General features: G+C 62.0%; 14 protein-coding genes. 5 read left to right on the top strand and 9 right to left on the bottom strand.

The genetic code is table 11. The features are described from left to right. Positions 1 to 20: 20 nt before the first annotated feature. From BMH52_RS27130 to BMH52_RS27110, 5 genes are all read right to left on the bottom strand, one after another. Entirely contained in the window at positions 21 to 1,553 is a 1,533-nt protein-coding gene (locus tag BMH52_RS27130; protein ID WP_073845616.1) for an FGGY-family carbohydrate kinase, read from the bottom strand. Position 1,554: 1 nt separating this feature from the next. Then, positions 1,555 to 2,634 (bottom strand): alcohol dehydrogenase catalytic domain-containing protein, encoded by a 1,080-nt coding sequence (locus BMH52_RS27125; protein WP_034128169.1) that lies wholly within the window; start codon positions 2,632 to 2,634, stop codon positions 1,555 to 1,557. A gap of 25 nt (positions 2,635 to 2,659) precedes the next feature. After that, on the bottom strand, positions 2,660 to 3,652 hold the full coding sequence (locus BMH52_RS27120) for an ABC transporter permease (RefSeq protein WP_014719047.1): 993 nt from the start codon (positions 3,650 to 3,652) through the stop codon (positions 2,660 to 2,662). Next, a complete protein-coding gene (locus BMH52_RS27115; protein WP_014719048.1) occupies positions 3,618 to 5,126 on the bottom strand; it encodes a sugar ABC transporter ATP-binding protein in 1,509 nt (502 codons plus the stop codon). Before BMH52_RS27115 ends, BMH52_RS27120 begins: the two co-directional genes overlap by 35 nt. A 63-nt stretch (positions 5,127 to 5,189) precedes the next feature. After that, entirely contained in the window at positions 5,190 to 6,113 is a 924-nt protein-coding gene (locus BMH52_RS27110; RefSeq protein ID WP_014719049.1) for a substrate-binding domain-containing protein, read from the bottom strand. Positions 6,114 to 6,407: 294 nt separating this feature from the next. Between BMH52_RS27110 and BMH52_RS27105 the strand changes: the two genes are divergently transcribed. Beyond that, a complete protein-coding gene (locus BMH52_RS27105; protein WP_038450634.1) occupies positions 6,408 to 7,109 on the top strand; it encodes a sterol desaturase family protein in 702 nt (233 codons plus the stop codon). A 5-nt stretch (positions 7,110 to 7,114) separates the two neighbouring features. Here BMH52_RS27105 and BMH52_RS27100 read toward each other — a convergent pair whose 3' ends face one another. The 4 genes from BMH52_RS27100 to BMH52_RS27085 all read right to left on the bottom strand — a co-directional run bounded on the left by BMH52_RS27100 (position 7,115) and on the right by BMH52_RS27085 (position 12,917). Further along, positions 7,115 to 8,563 (bottom strand): hypothetical protein, encoded by a 1,449-nt coding sequence (locus BMH52_RS27100; protein ID WP_020301315.1) that lies wholly within the window; start codon positions 8,561 to 8,563, stop codon positions 7,115 to 7,117. A 167-nt stretch (positions 8,564 to 8,730) separates the two neighbouring features. Further along, positions 8,731 to 9,795, bottom strand: coding sequence for a lipocalin-like domain-containing protein (locus BMH52_RS27095; RefSeq protein WP_019821209.1), 1,065 nt, complete (start codon positions 9,793 to 9,795; stop codon positions 8,731 to 8,733). Next, positions 9,785 to 12,247 carry an FtsX-like permease family protein gene (locus tag BMH52_RS27090; protein WP_072433845.1) on the bottom strand — a complete coding sequence of 821 codons (2,463 nt, stop codon included), beginning with the start codon at positions 12,245 to 12,247 and terminating at the stop codon, positions 9,785 to 9,787. The genes BMH52_RS27095 and BMH52_RS27090 overlap by 11 nt, the downstream gene beginning before the upstream one ends. 1 nt (position 12,248) lies before the next feature. Further along, positions 12,249 to 12,917, bottom strand: coding sequence for an ABC transporter ATP-binding protein (locus BMH52_RS27085; RefSeq protein WP_014719054.1), 669 nt, complete (start codon positions 12,915 to 12,917; stop codon positions 12,249 to 12,251). 274 nt (positions 12,918 to 13,191) lie between these two features. Between BMH52_RS27085 and BMH52_RS27080 the strand changes: the two genes are divergently transcribed. From BMH52_RS27080 to BMH52_RS27065, 4 genes are all read left to right on the top strand, one after another. Next, complete coding sequence (locus tag BMH52_RS27080; protein WP_072433844.1) at positions 13,192 to 13,872, top strand: histidine phosphatase family protein; 681 nt, start codon at positions 13,192 to 13,194, stop codon at positions 13,870 to 13,872. 181 nt (positions 13,873 to 14,053) lie between these two features. Next, positions 14,054 to 15,709: a lipid IV(A) 4-amino-4-deoxy-L-arabinosyltransferase gene (gene arnT / locus BMH52_RS27075; RefSeq protein ID WP_073845614.1), complete on the top strand. Its 1,656-nt coding sequence runs from the start codon at positions 14,054 to 14,056 to the stop codon at positions 15,707 to 15,709. A gap of 28 nt (positions 15,710 to 15,737) precedes the next feature. Next, positions 15,738 to 17,255: a glycosyltransferase family 39 protein gene (locus BMH52_RS27070; RefSeq protein ID WP_073845612.1), complete on the top strand. Its 1,518-nt coding sequence runs from the start codon at positions 15,738 to 15,740 to the stop codon at positions 17,253 to 17,255. 333 nt (positions 17,256 to 17,588) lie between these two features. Continuing rightward, positions 17,589 to 17,897: a DUF6124 family protein gene (locus tag BMH52_RS27065; RefSeq protein WP_014719058.1), complete on the top strand. Its 309-nt coding sequence runs from the start codon at positions 17,589 to 17,591 to the stop codon at positions 17,895 to 17,897. The last annotated feature ends 35 nt before the right edge of the window (positions 17,898 to 17,932 follow it).

Raw genomic sequence — 17,932 nt, 5'->3', positions numbered from 1 at the left:
TTTTTTTGGGCTGTGTTGAATCAGGTGGCTGGCAGGTTGTGCATGACCGGTTTCAGGGCCGGATACAGCTTCAGGTACTCGGCAAACGCCCGGTCATAGGTCATGACATTCTCCCGCTTGGGCTGCGCCCGCAATTGCAACTGCACCCAGCCGGTGTCCATCTGCCCATCACTCACCAGCCCCACCGTATGCGCCGCCAACAACGCCGCGCCCAGGGCTGCTTCTACCTCCTGCACGATGGTGTAGACGGGGTAGCGTGTGACATCGGCGATGATCTGCATCCATAGATCCGAATGGCTGGCCCCACCCACCACGATCAAGCGCGGGTCCAGGGAGTGCGCGCCTTGAGTACCCGCTTCGATATTGTGGCGCAGGGCAAAACTCACGCCCTCCAGCACCGCGCGGTACAGGTGAAAGCGGCTGTGGTAGAGGTTGAGCCCGACAAAACTGCCGCTGGCGCGGTCATCCCACACCGGGCTGCGCTCGCCCATCAAGTAAGGCAAAAACACCACGCCTTCGCTGCCTGCCGGAATCTTCATCGCGCTCTGCTCCAGCAGCGCCAGGCTGTCTTGCCCCGTGGCCTGGGCCTGCTGTTCTTCGGCCTGGCAGAACTGCTCGCGAAACCAGCTGACCGAGGCCCCGGCGGTGATCGCACCGCCGAAGATGTACAGGTCGCGGTGGCCGTTGTAGACGTGGGGCATGCTCACCAAACCGTGACGTGCATCCACCTGCTGGTTCAGATAGCCCCAGCACATGCTGGTGCCGATCATCGCCACATGATTGCCTGGCTGAGTGACACCCGCCGCCAGGGTCGCCATGGCCGCGTCCACGCCCCCAGCGAGGATCGGCGTGCCCGCCTGCAAGCCCAGGCGGGCAGCCCAGTCTGCGCGCAAACCACCCACCACCTCGCCGGAATACAGCAACCGCTCGGGCATCATCGACTGCGCGATACCCAGCGCATCCAGCATCTCGCCTGACCAGTTGCGCGCCGCCACGTCGTAGACACCACCGATATTCCCGGCGCTGCTGTGGTCCACCGCCAACTCGCCGGTCAGGCACCAATTGATGTAGCTGTTGGGCGGCAACAGGTAACGGGTATCCGCCCACACCTGAGGCTGGTGCTGCTTGAGCCAGAGCATCTTGGTGAAGCCGTAGTAGCTGTCCACCGAGTTGCCGGTGATGGCGAACAAGCGCTCCAGGTCCACATGCTCACGCACCCAGGCCACCTGCTCGCCGGCGCGGCGGTCCATCCAGATCAGGCACGGGTACAGCGGCGTCATCTGCGCATCCACAGCAATGCCCGAACCACCGTACAAACTGCTGATGCACAGCGCCTTGACCAGCGGCGCCGGCACCCCGGCCTTGGCCATGCACTGGGCCACGCAAGTTTCGACAGCATCCAGCCACACCTGCGGCCACTGCTCGGCCCAGCGCACTTTCGGGGTGTCCACCCGGTAGCCGTGGCTATGCTGGGCGATGATCGTGCCTTGGGCATCCACCAGCAGCGCCTTGGTGCTCTGGGTGCCAATGTCTACACCGATGACGTAGTCCATCTCAGAGCACCGGCTTCAACAGCACCTTGATCGACTTGGTCGAATTGGCCAGTTCAAACGCCTCGGCCCAGTCGTCCAGCGGGAAATCATGGGTGACGATGCCTTGGGAGGTGACCAGGCCACGCTCGAACAGGTCGATGGCGATCGGGTAGCAATACGGGCCCAGGTGCGCGCCGCGCACGTCGAGTTCCTTGCGGTCGCCGATGATCGACCAGTCCACACTGGTCTCGGCGCCAAACACGCTGAACTCGACAAAGCGCCCGAGCTTGCGGATCAGGTCCAGGCCCTGGGTGACGCCGGCCGGTACGCCGGTGGTTTCGATATAGACGTCACAGCCGTAGTTGTCCGTCAGCCCGTTGATGATCTCGCGAGCGTTGTCACGGGCGGGGTTGATCACCACATCGGCGCCGAACTTTTTCGCCAGTTCCAGGCGCTCGTCGACCATGTCGATCACCACCAGTTTTTTCGGGGTCTTCAGCGCGGCGACCTGGACCATGCACAGGCCAAGGGTACCCGCGCCGGCAATCACCACCACGTCGTCGAGCTGGATATCGCCACGGTTGACGGTATGGATCGAGCAGGCCATCGGCTCCACCAGCGCCGAGTCTTCAAGGGACACCGATTCGGGGATCTTGTGCACGATGGCGGTCTTGGGAATGCGCATGTACTGGGCCATGCCGCCTTCGGCCACTTCGCGCTGGAAGCCGAAGATATTGTGCACTTCGCACATCCAGTATTTGCCCGATTTGCAGAAGCGGCACTTGCCACACGGCACGATCTGTTCGGCGATGACCTTGTCACCGACCTTGACCTCAAAGTGCTCCTCGGCGCCCTCGCCGGCTTCGACCACGTAGCCGAAAAATTCGTGGCCCGGTACTACCGGCGCCTTGACCCAGGGGTTGTCGCCGCCCCAGAACATCGCCGCGCCCGAGTGGCACTTGCAGTCACTGGCGCAGATGCCGCAGGCGGCGATACGGATCACCAGCTCATTGGCACGCGCCTGGGGTTTGCCGATGCGCTCCAGGCGGTAGTCTTTCGGGCCGTGGCAGACGACGGCTTGCATGTGAGTGTGCTTGTCCATGTGTTCGGTCCTGTGTGGTGAGGTATTAACGATGGCGCTGACGGCTGATGAAAATCGCCAGCAAGATGATCCCGCCCTTGATCACGCTCTGGACGTAGGGCGACACGCCAAGCATGTTCAAACCGTTGTTCAACACGCCCAGCAGCATGGCGCCGAGCAAGGTGCCGATGATCACTCCGCGGCCGCCGGCAATCGACGCACCACCCAGTACTACGGCGGCAATCGCATCCAGCTCGAACGACACGCCGGCATTCGGCTGGCCGCTCATCAAGCGCGAGGTGAGCACCAGCCCGGCAATCGCGGCGGTGAAGCCGCTGATGCCATACACCAGCAGCTTGAAACGCGCCGCTCGCACCCCGGACAAGCGCACCGCTTCTTCATTGCCGCCGATGGCGTAGATGTAGCGGCCGATGCGGGTGTGTTGCAGCAGCACATAGGCCGCCAGGTAGGTGATCAGCATGATCAGGATCGGCACCTGCAGGCCAAACACACTGGCGCGACCGAAGAATGCGAACCACTCTGGCAAGCCGGAAATCGGATAGCCGTCGGTGTACATCAGCCCGAACCCACGGGCGATGCCCATGGTCGCCAGGGTGACGATGATCGGCGGCATATGCAGGTACGCCACGAACAGTCCGTTGCCGATGCCGAAGGCCACGCCCACTAGTAGCCCGACGCCAATCGCCAGGCCCGGCGGCAACCCGGCGACCATCAGCCCGGCGGTCAAGGTGCCGGACAACGCCATCACCGGCCCCACCGACAAGTCGATACCGCCGGTGAGAATCACGCAGGTCATGCCCACCGCGATGATGGCGTTGATCGACACCTGGCGGGCGATGTTGGAGAGGTTGCTGGCGGTGAGGAAGGTGTCGCTGGCGAGGATCATCACCAGGGTCACCACCACCAGCCCGACAAAGGGATAAAACGCCGGCGAACGCAGCAGCCGCGCCAGGTTCAGGCGCAACCGGCCGGTGCCGGCGGTGTTAATGGACGTATTCACTTGAGCCCCCTGTTGCATGGCGCATGACCTCTTGAGGATTGACGGCGGACGCTTCCAGTACTTTGACGATGGCGCCCTTGTGGAACACGGCGACGCGGTCGCACATGCCGATGACTTCGGGCAGCTCGGAGGAAATCATGATGATCGCGTAGCCCTGTTCGGTGAGGCTGCGCATCAACGCGTAGATCTGCGCCTTGGCCCCCACATCGATGCCGCGTGTCGGTTCGTCGAACACCAGCACGTCGCAGTGGTGGTTGATCCAGCGGGCGATCACGACTTTTTGCTGGTTGCCGCCGCTGAGGTTCACCACAAGGCTTTCGCCACTGGGCGCCTTGATCGACAGCTGGCGCATCAGCGCTTCGACGCTGGCGCACTCGCGGGCCTTGTCGATCAGGCCCGAGGCGTGCTGATACTTGGGCAAATTGTTCAGGGAGATATTTTCGCGAATGCTGAAGGCGGTGATCAGCCCTTCGCTCTTGCGGCTTTCGGGGAGCAGGCCGATGCCGTGGGCCAGGGCTTGAGCCGGGTCATCGAGGCTGACTTTTTCCCCGCGCAGCCACACGTCTTTGCTCATCGTGGGCAGCGCGCCCATCATGCCCAGGGCCAGCTCGGTGCGGCCCGAGCCCACCAGGCCGGCGAAGCCCAGGATCTCGCCTTTGTGCAAATTGAAACGGTTGTGGGGGCCGTTGCGCACCAGCTGGATATCCTTGACCTCCAGCAGCAAGGGGCCGCGTTCGCTGCTGGGTTTGGGCGGGAAACTGCATTCCAGTCGGCGGCCGACCATCATCTCGACCAAGTGATCGATATCGCTGTCGGCCACTTCGGTAACGCCTGCATTGCTGCCGTCGCGCAGGACGCTGATGCGGTCGCAGACCTGGAAAATCTCTTCCAGATGGTGCGAGATAAAAATCACCGCCACGCCTTGGCGCTTGAGTTCGCGCATGATGTCGAACAGCAACTCGGCCTCACTGGGAGTCAGTGTCGCGGTCGGCTCATCGAGCACCAGCAGGCGTGCATCCAGGGCCAGGGCCTTGGCGATTTCGACAAACTGCTGCTCGGCCACGCTCAGGTGCTTGACCGCGCAGTGCAGGTCAATGCTGACCCCGAGGCGCTGGAACAACGCCTGCGCGGCCTCGGCCATTTCGCGTTTGCGCAACAGGCCGAAGCGGTTGCTCAGCTCATGGCCAAGGAAGATATTTTCTACCGCCGTGAGGTAGGGAATCAGGCTGAATTCCTGGAACACAATGCCAATCCCGGCGGCAATCGCATCCCGATAGGTCGCAAATTGTCGGGCCTGCCCATCGATAAGGATCTGCCCTTCGTCCTGGTGCTCGACCCCGCCCAGAATCTTCATCAGGGTGGATTTGCCCGCGCCATTTTCCCCGAGCAAGGCGTGGATTTCGCCGCGCTCCACTTGCAGGTTGATGGCCTTGAGGGCCTGCACCCCAGGGTAACGCTTACAGATGTTTTCCAGCTTCAGAAGACTGCTCATACCGCCGACCTCGCACTCAGAAGGAAGACCTGGGCCCCACGAACTACGCGGGGCCTGGGGGGTTTACCAGCTGAAGTCCTTGGCCTTGGCCTGGTCGATCAGGGTGATGTCCACCGGCACGCTGGCCGGTACTTGGGCGCCCCACTTCTTGGCCAGGGCAATGCCCAGGGCGAGGCGGATCTGGTCGCGGGGGTATTGGGCCGAGGTGGCGATGAAATGGCTGCCGGGTTTCTGGATCGCCTTGATCGCTTCCGGCGCACCGTCGACGCTGACCAGCTTCACGTCCATACCGCTGGCTTCGATGGCCGACAGCGCGCCGAGGGAGCCATTGTCATTCACGCTGAAAATGCCCTTGAGGGTAGGCTGGGCCTGCAACATGTTTTCGGTGACGGTCAGGGCCTGATCGCGTTCCTGTTTGCCGTTCTGGATGCTGACAATCTTGATGTCCGGGTGCTTGGCCACCGCCTCTTTGCAGCCGCGCACACGTTCGAGGATCGGCACCACGGCGATGCCGTCAAGGATAGCGATATTGCCTTTGTCACCGATGGTTTTAGCCAGGTACTCACAGGCCTGGAAACCAGCGTCGAAGTTCTTCGAGCCCACGAACGAATCCAACGGGCCATCTGCCTGGGCATCCACCGCCACCACTACGACGCCGGCAGCATGGGCCGACTTGACGGCCGATTGCACGCCGACGGAGTCAGTGGGGTTGATCAACAGGATGTCGATGCCCTTTTGCAGCATGTCTTCGACATCACTGACCTGCTTGGACACGTCGTGGCGGGCGTCAGTGATGATCAACTTGGCACCGATGGTCGCGCCGGCTTCTTCCAGGGCGTTTTTCATGGTGACGAAATAGGGGTTGTTGATTTCCTGGAACGAGGCGCCGATGCGGATGGGCTTGGCGGCGTCGGCAAACGCGGGGGTCGCGCTGCCCAGGGTGATGCTGGCAGCCAGTAAACACAGGGTTTTTGGGAGCATTTTCATGGCGTGGGTCTCTGTTTTGTTTTTATTTTTAGAGCAAATGTTATCGTTAACATTTTGCCAGAAGCTAACAATTAATTCAGACCTGTGCAAGCCTCCACTGGTCGGCCTCGGGCAAAAATATGTGAGCTGGCTTGCCTGCGATGGCGCAGTGTCAGTCTACTGATCTGGCCCTGATACACCGCCATCGCAGGCAAGCCAGCTCCCACAGGGCGATGAGGTGGTCAGTAAAAACTCGCACATCCGCTTACGCCAACTAAGCTCAGCCTCAAATAAAAACACAGCGAGCAGCCGGCCATGCCCCACCCGACCGAGACTTTCCGCGACCGTTACCGCGCAAGCGTCAACCCGCGTTACAACCCCTGGCTGCACGCCGCATTCGTGCTTGGCTACGGCATCGCCTGCATCACGCTGGCCTGGTCCTCCACCGCCGATATCACCGCCCTCCAGTGGCTGACCGTGCCCTTGAGCCTGCTGTTTTTCAACCTGTGTATCTATCTCGTGCACCGCCACCTGGGCCATCACAAACATGCATTCGCCCGGCTGTTCTACGCACGCCACACTGGCGACCACCACAGCTTCTTCACCCCTGATCACATGACTTACGACAGCCCCCGGGACTGGCGCGTCATCCTGTTTCCAGCCTGGCTGATCGTGCTGCACAGCCTGGCCATCACCCTCCCCGCCTGGTGGCTGCTCAGCCAACTGAGCCCCAACGTTGCCGGGTTGTTTGCAGGCTGCATGATCCTTGGCTACCTGCTCTACGAAGTGTTCCATGCCTGCGAACACCTGCCTGCCGAACACCCGGTGGCACGCCTACCGTGGATTCGCCAGATGCATCGCCTGCACGCCTTGCATCACCGTCGTGAGCTGATGCAGGGACGTAACTTCAACATCGTGCTGCCGTTGATGGACTATCTATTTGGCACTTTGCATTGGGAACCCGCGGTAAAAAAAAGGGGCAGTCCAACTGGACTGCCCCCCGCTTCACACACATAGATCAATCAGCGCACGATAGTCTGGCTGCAGATGTGGCCGAGGCTGACGTATTGGACGGTATTGCCACCCACGCCCACACCAGGGAACTCCCTGAGCTCGATGCGCCAGCCGCCCTCGTTGAACCAGGTTTCCCAGTTGTAGGTCTGGCCTGAGGCGCTGTCCGGGTAGCGCACTTTGTAGTCCCCAGAGCAGGTGCCCAGCGCGACATTCCCCGAGGCCGCGCCGGTGATGCCAGTCTTGGCCTCATAGTCGACCCAGTTGTAAGTGGCGCCAAAATGCTTGTCGACCCGCAGTACAGGAGTGACGCCGCGCAGGGGCTCGCCAGTGCTGTCTGACCACTGGGTGCTCCAGCTCAGATTGCGAGCCGCCTGGGTGGCCAGTTGGAAGATCGAGCTGGGAATCCGCACCACGTTATCGCCGTTCACATTGTGCTGGTTCAGGCGTGGCGCCGAGCCGAGGGTCAGCTTGTATTGAGCCTGAGGGTTCAATGCCACCGCCGGGTTGGCCCGCACGCGCACCTTGACCGTGTAGCCCGGCGTCAGGTTGGGATAGGTAGAAGTAGAGCCCTGCGGGACTTCCACCCACTGGGTGCCATCGAACCGTTCGAAGATCCACTGGTTACGCGTGCCCGCACCGTCATCGCCCAGGAACATGCCCACACCTTGGCCACGCAACGAGACGAAGGAGAAGTAATCCACGTCATTGACGCTGTCGAGGTTACCGGTCACCTGGTTCAAGGCATCCGGCAGCGCGAACGCGGTTTGCTCAGTGTCGTTGGGCTCGTAGGCATCAATATTGCTGTCCACTGCCACACCGAAACTGAACTGCGAGTTGCTCGCGGCATTGGCCACCATGAACCAGTAGTAGTCACCAGCCGGCAACACGCCGTTGAGGTATTCATCGGCACTGCCGGGGTTATCCGAGGTGCCCAACGGCGTCAGGTTGCCTTGGCCGTCGTCATGGAACAGCGTCAACGACATATCCGTGCCGGCACTCTGGTTCAGCAGCTGCACCTGGATTCGCGCGTTTTTCGGCAGGTTGAAGTGGTAAGCGATTTGCGCGCCGGTCTCCACACCGGTGAGAGTGTAAAGCGTGTTGATATCCAAGGTGGGAAACAACGGCGTGAAGGCTGCAACCGCGGCCTGTTTCATGTGCGCCGAGTCAGGTTTTTCCAGCTGGCCAACCGGGGAGTCGATCGCCACATTACCGACGGCTGCCTTGCTTTTTTTGACGACGTTGGACTGCCCGGTCTTGGCCGCATTGAGCTTTTGCTTGAGCTCGCCCGAGACGCTGGCCTTTTCCAGCGTACCGCCAGGTTTCAACGCTTTGTCCACGGCCTGCTTGACCGCCTGCGCGCTGAGTTTTGCCGGGGTTTGCTCGGCCAGGGCAAAGGCCGAAACGAAGCAAGAGGCCGCCATGGCCGCGCCCAGAATGAAGGCTTTTTTCGATTTCATTTTTTATCCATCCATAGTTAAAAAATTGAAGCTCAGGTAACCGGTGACATCCGGTCACCTGGGATGGACTGTAGGACAAGACTGTATGTATGTACAGTATTTTTTAAAAAATCTGTGGGAGTATTACCCGTCGAGTCGTAGGGAAAAATTAACTCAGCTGTAGCCTCCTAGTAGCCCGTCATCTCCAAATACCCCACCCCACCCTCAAACCGCACCGGCCCTTCCCAGTACGGAATACCCAGGTCCATCCACGCCTTCGGGTTGACGGCTTCGGTGGTGATGTCCAGCTGTTTGCCGGGAATTTTCAGCGACCAGCGTGTGGGAATGTTGCGCCCGTCGATGGCCGTGGTGGTCAGCGGTGTGAGTTGGATGTCGCTGTTGTGCAAGGTCTGGGTGTGGCCCTGGGCGTCGATCCAGGTGCCGGTGAGGTAACCGTCGCTGTCTTTCTGCCGCACGCGAAACAGCATCAGTTGCGCGCCGCGGTCCAGGTGCAGGGAGAACCAGTCCCAGCCGGTCTGGCTGGCGGCCAGGGGTTGGCTGCTCCACTCGCGGTCGAGCCAGGCTGGGCCGCTGACCTGGTAGGTATGGCCGTCGAGGCTGACGCTGCCGTTGGCAGTGAAAAACGGCTGGCTGTAGTAGTACGACGCCTGGCCCTGGTCGGATTTGCGGCTGTAGCCATGGTCGCCTTGCAGCACCAGCGGGCGGCTGGAGGTCAGGTGCAGATCGTAGGCAAATTGCGCGCCACTGGCCTTGAGTTGCATGTCGGCCAAGGGGCTGGCGGTGCCGGGGCGGCTGGCGAAGTTCCAGTCGTCGATCCAGGCGTTGAATGGCTCTGCCTGAGCCCCAGCCTGGCCGACGCCACCCCGAGCCAGGCGTTCGGCGGCGTAGTGCCGGGTGGCCGAGGTGACGGCGGCGTGGCCGAGCCACACGGTTGAATCGCGCCAGCCCGGTTGGACGGGACCGGCCTTCAATGCGTTGCGAAACAGCGTCCATTGCACGCCGAAGACATTGCCCTGGGCATCCTTGAGGTTGGCCGTGACGTACCACCATTCGATACGAAAGCCGTCATGGGGCCCGTGGTCCTCGGGAAAACTGAAGACTTTGCCGGGCACCACCTGGGCAAAGTCCGCGGCATCGCTGCCCAGCCCGGCGAAACTGTCCTCGGGTGCGGGCGCCTGGTCGCAGCCGCTCAGCAGTAACCAGGCGATGCACGCCAGTGCCTTAATCTTCATGGGCGAACGTCCTCAACAAATCCGCCGGGCGGCTGCGGTACAGCTGCCAGAGGGGCCAGGCCGACGCGAGCAAGGTGGCAAGCATCGCCAGCCCCAGCAATTGCGCAAGCTGCCCGGGGAATACTTGCAACGGCAGGCGCCAGCCGAAGGCCTGCACGTTGATCACCGCATCCAGGCACCACGCCAGCAACAGCCCCAGCGGCAACGCCAGGATCAACGTGAGTACCGCCAGCAGCCAGGTCTGGCCGAGGTTGAGCAGCATCAATTGTCGGCGCGTCACGCCCAGCGCCCACAACGGCGCGAGTTGGCCGAGGCGGCTTTGGCTCTGGGTCAGCAAGCTGATGAACAATGCCACGCCGGCGACGCCAAGGGTCAGGCTGTTCAACGCCGCGGTGGCGGCGAAGGTGCGTTCGAAGACCTGGCTGGACCAACCCTTGAGTTGCTGCTGGTCGACGATGCGGCTGTCTTCCAGGGCGAACTCACGCTGCACCTCACGGATCAGCGGCGGCACGTCGGCGGGCGCCACCCGCAGGTTGAAGCGCGCCGGTGAGAGCGTCGGCCAATGCGCCAACAGGTGCTGGACATTGACCAGCAGATGGCCCTTGGGGTTGCCGTAGTCGGCATAAATGCCGACGATCTTCGGCGCCCAGGTGCCCTGCGGAGTGGGGATGGACACCGTGTCGCCCAGTTGCACCTTCAGGCGTCGCGCCAATTGTTCGCTGAGCATCAGGCTGTCGTCTTGCAGCAAGCGGTCCCAGGGCGCGTCCACCGCCTCCAGCAGCGGCCAGTGTTGACGATAAGTGGGGTTGTCGACCACGCCGAACACCTCCGCGGGCCAGCCTTGCAGTTGCACCGCCACCTGCCAGGCGGGCAATACGGCCTGCACCAGGGGCTGACGGGTCAACCACGTTTTCAGTTGCTCGGCCTGCTGCGGATTTTGCGGGTTGAGGTACAGCTCGGCGGTGAGGCGTTGCTCCAGCCAATGGGTGAAGGTCTGGCGAAAGCCCGAGGTCATGGAGCCGGCGCCGATATTCGCCGCCAGGGCCAACAGCAACGCCATCAGCGCCAGGCTCAAGGCCGGCAGTTGTTGGCGGCAATCGGCCAGGAACCACTGGCCCAGCACCGAGCGGCTGCGCCCCAGCACCGCTTTCAATAACCCGTTGAGCAGCACCGGTAACGCCAACGCCGCGCCCAACAGCAAGGCCGCCATCAGCACAAACCCGGCGGCCAGGCTATCGCCCAGCCACAGTGCCAGCAACGCGATCAGCAAGGCGGCGGATGCCACCCAGCCCTGGCGCCGCAGCCAGCGGCCATGGGCTTGATGCCAGGCTTGGGCGTTGGCCAGCGCGAGTAACGGCAAACGCGCTGCGCGCCACAGGCTGCTGGCTCCGGCGAGCAACGCGCCGAGCAGGCTCACGCCCAGGCCGGCCAGCCACCACCAGGGGCTCAAGTTCAATTGGCCAGCGACTTCGGCGCCGTACAGGCCACGCAAACTGGCGGCGACATCCGGCAGCAACAGGCTGGCCAGCAGGTAGCCGCTGGCGATACCGAGCACACCGCTCAACACCGCCAAACACCCCAATTCAATGCCCAGGCTCAGGATCAACATGCGTGCGCTGACCCCACAGGCGCGCAAGGTTCGCAGCAGGCCACGGCGCTGTTCCAGGGCCAGGCCGATGGCCGCATGCACGATAAACAACCCCACCACAAAGGATAAAAAACCCACCGCATCCAGGTTCAGGTGAAAGCTCTCGGTGAGGCGTGACAGGTTGTTGTCCTCGCCCTGCTTGAGTTGCAACGCGGCGGGTGGCGCGGGGTGGCGGGCGGCGAAGGTGTTGTCCAACAGTAAGCGCGACAGGCGCCCGGGCATGTTGAGCAAGGGTTGGGCAAAACCGATATCCGTCAGCAGCAGGCCGGGCGCCATATCCGCTTGCACCTGGAACGGTGGCAGGCGTTGCCCAGTAGAAGTCAGCGGCTGCTCGCCCTCATGCAACCCCAGCGCCTGCAAAGTTTGCGCAGCGACCCAGGTACGCCCCGGCGGCTCGAAGAACGCCAGCATTTGCGCCTGGCTCAAGCGTTGCCCCGCCACGCTGCCGCTGCCGGGCAACGACACAGGGTCGATGCCCATCAGTTGCAGACGCTGTTGGTCACGCCCCTGGAGCACCACCCGCCCCTGCACCACCGGGGATACCGGCCAGCCGGCGCGGCGCAGCTCGGCAAACAGTACCTGGGGGAAACTGGCGGCGTCCGGCGCAACCAGGCTGGCTTGGGGTTCGCCACCGATCAATTGGCTGGCGCGTGCGTAGCTGTCCCGCGCCTGGCTGTTGAGGGCCTGCACGCCGGTCAGTAGCGCGGTGGCCAGCCACAAGCCGGTGAGCACGCTGAAAAATTGCACCGGATGGCGCCGCCAGTGGCTCAGCAATGCGCGTAGCGTCCAGTAAAACAGCGCCATTTCAGCGCGCGTCCATTGGCACGACACGGCCACGGTGCAGCACCACTTGCCGGTCAAGCCGTGCGGCCAGGCGCGGGCTGTGGGTGACCATCAGCAGGCTGGTGGGGCTGTCCCGCAGCAGGTCCAACAGCAGTTGCAGCACTTCATCGCTGGTGGCTTCGTCGAGGTTGCCGGTGGGCTCATCGGCCAGCAACAAACCCGGTCGCGAGGCCAGCGCCCGCCCGACGGCAACCCGTTGCTGCTGGCCACCGGAGAGTTGCTCGGGGTAACGCCGGAGCAAGTCGCCCAGTCCCAGGCGCTCCACCAATTGCGCTTGCCAGTACGGGTCGAAACGCCCCGCCAGCCGCGCCTGGAACGCCAGGTTGTCTTCCACGCGCAAGCTGCCGATGAGGTTGAACTGCTGGAAGACCAGACCGATTTGCGTGCGGCGCCAATGGGCCAGTTGCCCTTCGTTGAGTTGGTCGAGGCGCTGCTCGCCGATGCGGATGCTGCCGGCGTCCACTCGGTCCAGCCCGGCTACCAGGTGCAGCAAGGTGCTTTTGCCACTGCCCGATTCGCCCATCAGCGCCAGGCTGCTGCGCTCACCCAGGTGCAGGTCGACGCCGGCCAGGACGGTCAGCGGGCCTTGCGGGGTCGCGTAGTTTTTAACAACACCTTGCACCTGCAACATAAGAACGCTCATCTGAAGGACCAGCAACGAGAATAACGGCTGACGCTCCTGCCCACGCAAATTTTTCACATGGATTTCACCGTCTGCCCATCCATCGAACTTTAAAGTGCCCGCCAACTCGTGGTGACTCACAACTTATTAGTTAATCCAAGTGACACTCCTAACATGCAAGTGTTCAGCAAAAAGACAGCGGCGCTGTGACAGTCTCCTGCCTCACCAAGGGCAACTGCCCAATCGTGCAGCCTTTTTATAAACACAATAAACAGTGCCGAGGATGAACCGCGTGGCAGACATGATCCTGGCCAACCCCCAACCCAAAAGGTCAAGGTTAAAACGCCTGAGAAAATACCGCCTGCACCTGCTTGGCATCAGCGTTACCGCCTTGTTGTTGACGGGCTTTTTATTCTGGCCCAGCTCGCCCCTGGACCTGGGCGTGGGCAATCGCCTGCTGACCTCCGGGGTGCTCGCCAGTTGGCGCGAGGGTGAGCTGGTGGTGCTGGTGCGCCATGAAGAGCGCTGCGACCGCTCGGCCAACCCCTGCTTCGGCCCCGCCGATGGCCTGACCATCAACGGTACTGAACGCGCCGTCGAACTGGGCAAAGCCTTTGATTCATTGGGCATGGCCCTGACCGACGTACTCAGCAGCCCCACCACGCGAACCGCCCAGACGTCACTGTTCATGTTCGGCAAGACCGAGCTGTCCCCCGGCCCGCTGGCCATCTGCGGCGACGCCATGGGCGATGAAATCCTCGGCCACAAACAGCCGGGACGCAACCTGATGCTGATCACCCACAGCGCCTGCATGAGCGACTTCCAGACCAGCCTGGGCTTCCCTCACGCAGCCGCTGCAGAGTACGGCAGCGCACTGTTCGTCAAGGTGGTGCCCAACGGCACCTTCAAGGCCATGGGCACCATGAACAGCGAAGAGTGGACCGCCGCACTCAAACAACTTTAATTACACTTGTTTACATATTAAGCCACAACGTGTTCAGCAAAACGACAGCCCTGTTCTGGCATGTTTAGTCGCGTCTGTTATTTATGTTTTCCTACAACTACTTAGTGACCCTTACGATGCTTCACCCTATTAAGTTAATACCGCCATTGCCCGTACTTGAACGTTATGGAGCGATGTGCGCATGCCCCGCGTAAACCCTCTGGCCTGGCTATTGCTGGGCGTTGCCGTGTTCATCTTGTTGCCCCTGGGCTTTCACGGTTTATGGACGCCAGACGAAACCCGCTACGCCCAGGTCAGCCAGGAAATGCTGATGAGCGGCAACTGGGTGGCGCCGCACTTCATGGGCGTGCGTTATTTCGAGAAGCCCGCCGCCGGCTATTGGCTCATCGCCCTTGGCCAGGCGGTATTCGGTGAAAACCTGTTCGGTGTGCGCATCGCCTCGGTCCTGAGCACAATCCTGAGCGTGGTGCTGACCTACCTGCTCGCCCGGCGCGTGTGGAATGACCCGCGCAAGAGCTTTGCCTGCGCGCTGCTCTACCTGAGTTTTGGCCTGGTAGCCGGGCAAGCCGGGTATGCCAACCTCGACCCGCAATTCACCCTGTGGGTGAACCTGAGCCTGGTGGCGTTGTGGTTTGCCCTGGACTGCCGCACGCCACGCGAACGCCTCTGTGCCTGGGCGGTGTTGGGGGTGGCCTGCGCCATGGGGTTCATGACCAAGGGCTTCCTGGCCTGGCTGTTGCCGGTCTTGATCGCCGTACCCTACCTCGTCTGGCAGCGGCGCGTCGGCGAGTTGATGCGCTACGGGCCGTTGGCGGTGCTGGTCGCCGTGCTCGTATGCCTGCCCTGGGCCCTGGCCATCCACTTGCGCGAACCGGATTACTGGCATTTCTTTTTCTGGCATGAGCACATCCGCCGCTTTGCCGCCGACGATGCACAGCATGCACGGCCGCTGTGGTTCTTCCTGCCGATCATGGTGGTGGCGTGCCTGCCGTGGGCTGCCTTGTTACCCGGCACCCTGCTAAAAACCTGGCAGGAAAAGCGCCAGCCGGTGATTGCCTTTCTCGCCCTGTGGCTGTTGCTGCCCCTGGGCTTTTTCAGCCTGAGCAAAGGCAAATTGCCGACCTACATCATGCCGTGCCTGTTGCCCCTGGCCTTGTTGATGGGCCACGGTTTGATCGACCTGATCAAGCAAGGCAAGGCGCGCCCACTGGTCATCAACGGCGCGCTCAATTTCGTGCTCGGCATGACGGCCATGGTGGCGCTGATTTACCTGCAAATCACCCGCCCGCTGTACGGCAATAGCCATGCGCAGATGTTCAACCTGTCCCTGACGTTTATCGTGCTGCTGGGCTGGATCCTCGCCAACCTGCTGCAAGCGGTGCGCCCGTTGACGTTGTGGGCGATGCCCGCCCTGGGCATTGGCTTGCTGGTGGCCCTGCTACCGGCGGGCATGCCGACCCTGATCGAAGATAACGAGATGCCCGACCAATTCGTGCTGGAACATCTGGACGAACTGCAACCTACCCGTGCTTTGCTAAGCAATGACCTGGGCCTGGCATCGGCCTTGACCTGGCGCCTGCGCCGGCCCGATGTGGCGTTTTATAACACCCAGGGCGAGCTGCGCTACGGCTTGAACTACGAAGACGCGGCACAGCGCAAGGTCACGCCGGACAGCGTCCAGGCCTGGCTGGTCGAGGCACGCCAACACGGGCCGGTCGGCGTGCTGATGCAGGTCAAGAGCACCAGCGAACATCGCGAAGAAGGGCAATTGCCCCCCGGCGGCAAACGCTATCGCAAGGGCAACCTGGTGCTGACGATTTACCCCCAACAACCTTGAATGCAGCGCCTGCCACAGGGACCACCCCATGAGCTTCTGGAAAACCGAACGCGGCGCCCTGGTGTTACTGCTGGGCACCTCGGCCTTGCTGCTCTTGCTGGGCCTGGGCAGCCGCGACCTGTGGGGGCCGGAAACGCGCTGGGCGAATATCGCCTTGCAGATGCTGCAAAGCGGTGACTACTTCGACCCGTATCTCAAAGGCACGCCGTATTACGACAAACCCCTGCCCTCCTATTGGCTGATTACCGGGTTTGCCCACCTGCTGGGCGGCCTCGGCCCCTGGTCGCTGCGCCTGTCATCGGTGGTTGCCGCATGGTTGAGCATCTGGCTGGTGTACCTGATCGGTGAACGCCTGTTTCGCAAAGGCACCGGGCTGATCGCCGGGTGGATGCTCGCCACCACCTTCTATTTCCTGTTCTGGGCCCGCGTGGCCACCGCCGATGTCCTCACCGTGTGCGGCGTGCTGGCGGCAGTGTGGTGGTATTGGCGCGGGCCGGATGACACGCGGCTGGGGCGCTACACGGTGTTTTTCCTGTTGCTGGCCGCCACCTCGCTGTTCAAAGGCTTGATCGGTGTGGTATTGCCGGCGCTGGTGCTGTTGCCACACTTGCTCAGCGAACACCGCTACAAACGCCACCTCAACCTGCGCCTGGTGCTGGCCCTGCTCATCGCCGGCGTGGTGTATGCGATTCCCTTTGTACTGTCCCACCGCTACGGCGCCCCCACTTACGGCGAGAGCGGCCTGGAGCTGGTGTTCCGCGAAAACGTGGTGCGTTTCTTCGACCCCTTCGACCATATGGGGCCGATCTACACCTACCTGATTTACCTGCCGGTCTACACCCTGCCCTGGGCACCCTGCTGGATACTTGGCCTGTGGCTGGCCGTGCGCAACTGGCGCAGAGCGCCGCCCAACGTACGCTGGCTGGTGTGGGGCCTGGGCCTGTTGTTTGTATTCTTCACCGCCAGCGGCAGCCGCCGCAGCTACTACGTGTTGCCGCTGGTACCCTTTGCCCAACTGCTCGCCGCCTGGTGGCTGAGTGAACGCCTGCGCAAAAAACCGATGAGCTGGCCGCGCTGGCAAACAGGCTTTGGCCTCAGCGCAGGCCTGCTCTTGCTGGTGCTGGGCGTGATCTACCCTTGGACAAATGGCAACGGCGGCGTTACCCGCTTCGCCGCCGACCTGCAAGCCCAGGCGGAGAAAAGCGCGCCCTGGAACCAATGGCAACTGGTGCTGGTAGAGGTCGACAACAAGCTGCCCATGTACCTGCAAAACCACGGTAAACCTTTCTACTACGTCAGCGAAAGCCAGGACTTCCCGCGCCAGGGCAACAGCGTCGCGTTCATGGCCTGGTTGGAAAAAACCAGCGGCCAGGGGTTTGATCCGCAACGTACGATAATCGTCGCGCAGTATTCCAAGGACGAGCCGACACCGTTGGCGTTCCTGGGGGTGGACCATCAGGTGGTGACGACCCAGCCGGATAATGGGGAGCGGTTGTTCAGGGCGCGTGAGGGAGGGAGTGTGGCGTTTGTTCCGGGGATACGCTGAGGCAATGTGCTTACTGGCCTTTTGTCATGGTTTGTAAAGGGCCAGCAAGCCGTGTCCCTTTAAATTGCAGGACGTTTCCGAGACAATCCCCGCCGCCTTGTGCCGGTTGGAATCGGTGGCTAGTCTGCGGTCCGTCACTGCTCATCAGTGATCGGGTTTAGTCGCTCGGGTTTCATATGGCGCATGGTTCCATGATGTTTCATGGTGGCTGTGCGTATGGGCGCCTTTGGGCGCGCCGGTTTGCCATGTGGCCGGTCGACTAACCTGCGTACAGCCGCCACCCATTCGTTTAGTCGCGAGGGGTGTCAGCTCCAAACCATGTGGAGTTACACAATGAATAAAGTCCTACCCGATCCACCCCTCGATCCTGCAAAAGACCGTGCCGCGTTCAACCGCGCCATCGACCATTACCTGCCCAGCCAGGGTTTCCACAACGTCAACGACGACCTGAGTTTTGAAGATGCTTTGCTCTACACCGCCAGCTTGCTCGACAGCGCTTCGGCAACGGCGCTCGATTGCGGCGAGCTGCTGGATAACCCAGGGCGGGCGAAGATTCTGGCGGTGTGGCATTTGTTGGAGATTGCCAAGACGACGGTAGATCGCTCTATTGAATGCGTGAAGCCTTTGAAGCCAACAACTTAAAATGTAAAAGCGGGTTTGGCCCCATTTTGTAGGAG

It is taken from the genome of Pseudomonas sp. BTN1 (genome assembly GCF_001907715.1).
GTDB lineage: Bacteria > Pseudomonadota > Gammaproteobacteria > Pseudomonadales > Pseudomonadaceae > Aquipseudomonas > Aquipseudomonas paracarnis.
Note: the sequence above shows the minus strand (reverse complement) of the source record. Positions and strands in the feature narration are given on the sequence as shown.